Annotated in this window: 2 protein-coding genes; both read left to right on the plus strand. The window is 61.9% G+C overall.

The annotated features are described in order from the left end of the window. Nucleotides 1–1,131 (plus strand): IS66 family transposase (tnpC, locus tag V8324_RS21850; RefSeq protein ID WP_336421990.1); only part of this gene is annotated, 1,131 nt, incomplete at its 5' end. Next, the gene (locus V8324_RS21855) at nucleotides 1,131–1,430 is read left to right on the plus strand and encodes a hypothetical protein (RefSeq protein WP_336421991.1); all 300 of its coding nucleotides are present in this window, start codon (nucleotides 1,131–1,133) and stop codon (nucleotides 1,428–1,430) included. The genes tnpC and V8324_RS21855, both read left to right, overlap by 1 nt. Nucleotides 1,431–1,442 lie beyond the last annotated feature (12 nt).

Here is a 1,442-nt window from a genome sequence, read left to right on the forward strand (position 1 = left end):
AAGAAGTCCTGCCGCCGCTGCGAGGCCATGGTGCAGGAGCCCGCCCCCAGCCGGCCGATCCCGCGCAGCATGGCGGGACCCAGCCTGCTGGCCTTCATTCTCGTCTCGAAGTTCGACGACCACATCCCGCTCTATCGCCTGAACGAGATCTTCGCCCGCATGGGGGCCGACATCCCCGACACCACGATGGTCGACTGGTGCGGCGGGGCCATGAAGACGCTGAACCCGCTGATCGAAAAGCTCGAGGCGGACGTGATGTCCAGCCCGATACTGCATGCTGACGACACGCCCATCCGCGTGCTCGACCGATCCGGCAAGAAAAAGGAACTCGGAAAGGCCGTGAAACAGGGCCGTATATGGGCCTATGTCAGAGATCAACGGCCATGGTCAGGTGCCGCGCCTCCCGGTGTCGTGTATTACTTCTCTCCCGATCGAAAGGGTGAACATCCACGCGGCCATCTCGCCAACTCGAGCGGCATTCTGCAAGCCGACGCCTATGCCGGCTTCAGGGATCTCTATGAAAAGCATGCAGACGGCTCGCAGCAGTTCCGCGAGGCCGCCTGCTGGGCGCACCTGCGGCGCGACTTCCATGACGTGTGGACAGCCGACAAGTCCCGGATCGCACGCGAGGCTCTCGACCGCATCGGGAAGCTGTATGACATCGAACGCAAGATTGCCGGGAAGTCCGCCGAAATGCGGTTTGCGGCCCGCCAGAAATACAGCGCCGAAAAGGTTGCTGCCTTCAGGGCCTGGGCGGAACAGCAGCTGACACGCATCCCCGGAAAAAGCGATCTCGCCAAGGCCTTCCGCTATGCCCTCAACCGCTGGTCCTCCTTCACCTTGTTCCTGGAGGATGGTCGCGTCGCCATCGACAACAACCCCGCCGAGCGCGCCATGCGTCCAGTGGGCATAGGACGAAAGAACTGGCTATTTGCCGGATCGGACACGGGTGGCGAAACCCTGGCGCGGGCAATGACGCTTATCGAGAGCGCGAAGATGCATGATCTCGATCCGCAGGCCTACCTCGCTGACGTCCTCGACCGGATCCACGATCACAAGGCCAACCGTCTTGACGAGTTGCTGCCCTGGAGTTGGGTGCCAAAGTCCACCCTGCAGGTCGAGGCAGCCTGATGGCCGCCTTGACCCACGTCTATACTCTCGACTACGTCGCCAGGATGTTGGGTGAGACTCTGGACCTCCTGGAGGCCATTGTCTGGAATGACGACAACCTGACCTACGGCGCCATCGTCACCGTCTACACCGGCCAGAACGAGACCATCACGGCGCTGACCGACGACGGGATCGAAGAGCTGACGAACATGCTCGCCGACGCAAGGCGCTCACCGCAGGACTGGAACAGGTTCCTCGAAGACTTCGTGTCGGACCAACAAATCATCGACCGCGTCAAGGAAAAAGGCCCGCGGTTGTAACCGGGCGGTTAC

Source organism: Roseovarius sp. D22-M7, from assembly GCF_037083785.1.
In the GTDB taxonomy this organism is placed as follows: domain Bacteria; phylum Pseudomonadota; class Alphaproteobacteria; order Rhodobacterales; family Rhodobacteraceae; genus Roseovarius.

Excerpts from the sequence above, each read along its gene's own strand:
- V8324_RS21855 (WP_336421991.1), top strand. The coding sequence starts at position 1,131 with ATGGCCGCCTTGACCCACGTCTATACTCTCGACTACGTCGCCAGGATG.